A 4,054-nucleotide genomic window follows, 5' to 3' on the forward strand; every position below is an offset into this window, starting at 1 on the left:
CGAGCTGCTCCCCCACGACGGACGGTTCGGCTGCGGCCCGTCCAAGGTGCGGCACGACCAGCTCGCCCACCTCGCGACGCAGGGCGCGCACCTCCTCGGGACCTCGCACCGCCAGGCGCCCGTCAAGGACCTCGTCGGGCGCGTGCGCGAGCACCTCGCCACGCTGTTCCGCATCCCCGAGGGCTACGAGGTCCTGTTGGGCAACGGCGGCTCGACCGCCTTTTGGGACGCCGCGGCCTTCTCCCTCATCGAGCGCCGCGCCGAGAACCTCACGTTCGGCGAGTTCGGCCAGAAGTTCGCGGCCGCCGCCTCCGCGCCGTTCCTCGAGCCGGCCCACGTCGTCTCCGCCCCCGCGGGGTCCCGGAGCGAGGTCGAGGTCGTCGAGGGGATCGACGTGTACGCGTGGCCCCACAACGAGACGAGCACCGGAGTGATGGCCCCCGTCCGCCGGGTCCGCGGCGACGAGGGCGCGCTCACCGTCATCGACGCCACCAGCGCGGCGGGCGGCATCGACGTCGACATCGCCGAGGCCGACGTCTACTACTTCGCCCCGCAGAAGAACTTCGCCTCCGACGGCGGACTCTGGTTCGGCCTCTTCTCCCCCGCCGCGATCGAGCGGATCGAGCGCATCGCGGCGAGCGGCCGCTACATCCCCGAGTTCCTCAGCCTCAAGAACGCCGTCGACAACTCGCGCCTGAACCAGACGCTGAACACTCCGGCGCTCTCGACCCTCCTGCTGATGGAGTCGCAGCTCGAGTGGATGAACGCCTCGGGCGGCCTGGCCTGGGCGTCGGCGCGCACGGCCGAGTCCTCCTCCACGGTCTACGACTGGGCCGAGGCCTCGAGCCTCGCCACCCCGTTCGTCGAGGTGCCCGAGCACCGCTCCCAGGTCGTCGCGACCGTCGACTTCGACGCCTCCGTCGATGCCGCTCTCGTCGCGAGGATCCTCCGCGCGAACGGGATCGTCGACACGGAGCCGTACCGCAAGCTCGGCCGCAACCAGCTGCGCGTGGCGACGTTCGTCGCGATCGAGCCGGACGACGTCCGCTCCCTGCTCGGCTGCATCGATCACGTCCTCGAGCGCCTGGCGGTCTGAGGCACGCCATGCGGCTGTGGCGGCGCGAGGAGGAGCGGCGGCCCGCGCCGCCGCCCTACGCGAGCGACGACGCGATGGCTCTGCTGGTCGGGTGCGCCGTCTGGGCCGTCGCCCTCGTGGCCGTGCTCGTGGCGGCGGCCATCGGAGCCGTCGTCGAGCCGGTCGTCCTGTCGACCGTCGTGATCGGACTGGTCCTCGGCACGATCGGGCTGTTCTACAGCCGCAACCGCCGCTAGACCGCGTCGGTCTCCATCCGGAGCCCGGTGCCGTCGGCCTCCGGCTCGAGACGGACGCGCAGGCCGGTGAACTCGCCGAGGCGCTCGACGTGGGTGCCGCCGCACGCGATCGCGGCGTTCCCCGCGGGGAGGGTGCAGCGCCAGGTCCGCCGCGTGCTGAGGAGGTCGTCGTCGCGCTCGATGCGCACCTCGGCGTCCGAGGCGATCCACTCGGCGAGAAGGGCGTTCACCCGCTCCTGCACCTCGAGGATCTCCGCCAGCAGGCGGGCGGTGTCCATCCCGCTGCGTCGGAGGGACTTGCCGAGGCGGTAGACGTCGGTGGAGCCGGACTCGCGGATCCGCGAGGTCTGGATCGCCGCCTGATCGAAGTCCGGGTTCCCGAGAGCGTCGGTGCGCGCCGGCTTCGACCAGAACGAGGCCAGAGCGGCGTTCAGGGCGAGGGAGGCGAGGTGGCAGGCGGTGTGCCCGCGGGAGAGCTCGCGCCGGTGCTCCACGTCGACCTCGACGTCGACCTCGTCGTCCACGTGGAGTGAGGAGGCGTCGTCGACGAGGTGGACGACGACGAAGCTCCACTCCGGAGTACCGAGCCGCGCCGGGAGCCGCTCGCCGACGTGCAGCTCGCCGCCCTGCCACGCCCCGATGCGGCAGTCGACGAGAAGCAGCCGCTCCCCCGCCACGACCAGCGCACCGCGGTCGGGCCCCTGGTCGGGCCAGGTCGGGTCGACGGGGTGAGCGGAGGTCGCATCGAGGACGACCGCCCAGCGGCCGTCCTCCAGCCGGTCCACGTGCTGCACGCGCCCGGAGGAACGCACGGCGCCGTCGGGATAGGCGATGCGGGTGTCGGAGTCGATGCTCATCGGGCGGCGCCGGACCGGATCAGCGGCGACGCCGACGGCGACGGGTGGTCGGGGCGGGAGCGGGTTCGGGCTCGACGTCGTCGGAGTCCTCGTCGTCGGAGTCGTCGTCCGGGTCGTCGTCGTCGGAGTCGTCCGAGTCCTCGTCGTCCGAGTCGTCGTCGTCGGAATCGTCGTCCGATTCGTCGTCGTCCGAGTCGTCGTCGTCGTCCGAGTCGTCGTCGTCGTCCGAGTCGCCCTCGTCGGAGTCGTCGTCCGACTCGTCGTCGAGGTCGTCTTCCTCGGCGTCCTCGAGCTCGTCGTCGTCCGCGTCCTCGACCTCCTCGCCGAGCGCGTCCTGCGCGGTCTGATAGTCGGCCAGACGCACGGACCACGGCACCCAGTCCGGAGCGAGGACCGCGCCCTCACCCGGCAGCAGCTCGACCTCCAGGACGTTCACGTCCTCGTTCTCGTCGATCCGGGAGAGCGTCGCCGTCCACAGCCAACCCGGGTACCCGCGCATGAGGTTCGCGAACTGCAGCGACACGACGTGCTCGCCCTGCGCCAGAGTCGTGACCAGCTCGCCGATCGTCCCCTCGGGGGCGATCTCGGCGAGCGCGGCGCGAGCGACATCGAGAGACCCCGCGAGCACGGCGTCCGCCTCGTAGACGGGCTCGGGAGCCTCGTCCGCGGCGGCCTCGTCCGCCTCCCCCGGGGAGGCGTCGTCGTCGGCCTCGGAACGGTCGTCGGCGACGGGGCCGGAATCCTCAGCAGAAGTCGCATCCTCAGCAGGAGCCCCGTCCTCAGCAGGAGCCGCATCCTCAGCAGAAGCCCCGTCCTCAGCAGGAGCCGCATCCTCAGCAGGAGCCGCATCCTCAGCAGAAGCCGCATCCTCAGCAGAAGCCGCATCCTCAGCAGAAGCCGCATCCTCAGCAGGAGCCGCATCCTCAGCAGGAGCCGCATCTTCAGGTGTTCCCGCATCGTCAGCAGTTCCCGCATCAGCAGGAGTCGGCACTGCAGCAGAAGCCGTGTCCGCGCCGGGAGCCCCCGCCTCAGCGGCGACATCGTCGTCCCGAGGAGTCTCCTCCGCAGAGGCGGAGTCCTCGCCAGGAGCCTCGGGTACAGGGAGGGCGGCGTCGCTCTCACCCTCGCCGGAGGGAGCCTCGTCGACAGGAGCCGCCTCGTCAGCCGCGATCTCCTCGTCGGCTCCGCTCGCGTCCTCGGCGGAGGAGTCCTCCTCGGCGGGAGTCGTGTCCGTCTCGGCGCCGGGGTCGCCCTCTCCCGTGGACTGCTCCACGGAAGCGTTTTCCGCGGTCGGAGCGCCGACGGTCTCCTCGACCGGGCCCTGCTCGTCGGTCGTGCCGTCGGCGTCAGGCATCCAGCTCGTCCGCAACCCGGCGCAGGAGCGCCGCGATCGTGCGCCCGTGCGCCTTGTCGGGGTAGCGGCCGCGCTTGAGCCCGGCGCCGATCCCGTCGAGCAGCTTGACCGTGTCCTCCACGATCACGGACATGTCGTCCGCGGACTTCCGGTTGAGCTTCACCAGGCTCGGCGGGGCGTCGAGGACGCGCGCCGAGAGCGCCTGCGCCCCGCGCTTGCCGTCGGCGATGCCGAACTCGAGGCGGGTGCCGGCCTTGACCGCGGTCCCGGAGGGCAGCGCGGAAGCGTGCAGGAAGACCTCCTGGCCGTCATCAGTGCTGATGAAGCCGAAGCCCTTCTCCTCGTCGTAGAACTTGACCTTGCCGGTAGGCATGCAGACCCCTCCTGGAAATGAAGCAGCCATCAGTTTAGTCGACCGGGGCCGCCCTATCCTTGACGGGTGAAGCCACAGGAGCCGGCGGGCGTCGGACGCGCGGAGCGCACGCTCGCCTACATGTTCATCGCGATCATC

The 4,054-nt window shown here is 71.4% G+C and carries 5 protein-coding genes; 2 read left to right on the forward strand and 3 right to left on the reverse strand.

The window, feature by feature from the left end; all coding sequences use genetic code 11:
- Together serC and C5C27_RS16805 are read left to right on the forward strand one after the other, a co-directional pair.
- On the forward strand, window positions 1-1,096 hold a 1,096-nt coding region (serC, locus tag C5C27_RS16800), incomplete at its 5' end, for a phosphoserine transaminase (RefSeq protein WP_104314973.1).
- Window positions 1,097-1,104: 8 nt separating this feature from the next.
- A complete protein-coding gene (locus C5C27_RS16805) occupies window positions 1,105-1,332 on the forward strand; it encodes a DUF2530 domain-containing protein (protein ID WP_104314974.1) in 228 nt (75 codons plus the stop codon).
- On the opposite strand, the gene C5C27_RS16810 is transcribed toward C5C27_RS16805, so the two are convergent.
- From C5C27_RS16810 to C5C27_RS16820, 3 genes are read right to left on the reverse strand one after another with little or no spacing between them, the layout of a single operon-like run.
- A complete protein-coding gene (locus C5C27_RS16810; RefSeq protein WP_104314975.1) occupies window positions 1,329-2,189 on the reverse strand; it encodes a metal-dependent hydrolase in 861 nt (286 codons plus the stop codon). The two genes, C5C27_RS16805 and C5C27_RS16810, sit on opposite strands and share 4 nt — an antisense overlap.
- 19 nt (window positions 2,190-2,208) lie before the next feature.
- Window positions 2,209-3,543, reverse strand: a complete 1,335-nt coding sequence (locus tag C5C27_RS16815; RefSeq protein WP_219813199.1) for a DUF3027 domain-containing protein — start codon at window positions 3,541-3,543, stop codon at window positions 2,209-2,211.
- Window positions 3,536-3,916 carry a cold-shock protein gene (locus tag C5C27_RS16820; RefSeq protein WP_104224602.1) on the reverse strand — a complete coding sequence of 127 codons (381 nt, stop codon included), beginning with the start codon at window positions 3,914-3,916 and terminating at the stop codon, window positions 3,536-3,538. Before C5C27_RS16820 ends, C5C27_RS16815 begins: the two co-directional genes overlap by 8 nt.
- Between the last annotated feature and the right edge of the window lie 138 nt (window positions 3,917-4,054).

This window comes from Rathayibacter sp. AY2B7 (assembly GCF_002931635.1).
GTDB lineage: Bacteria > Actinomycetota > Actinomycetes > Actinomycetales > Microbacteriaceae > Rathayibacter.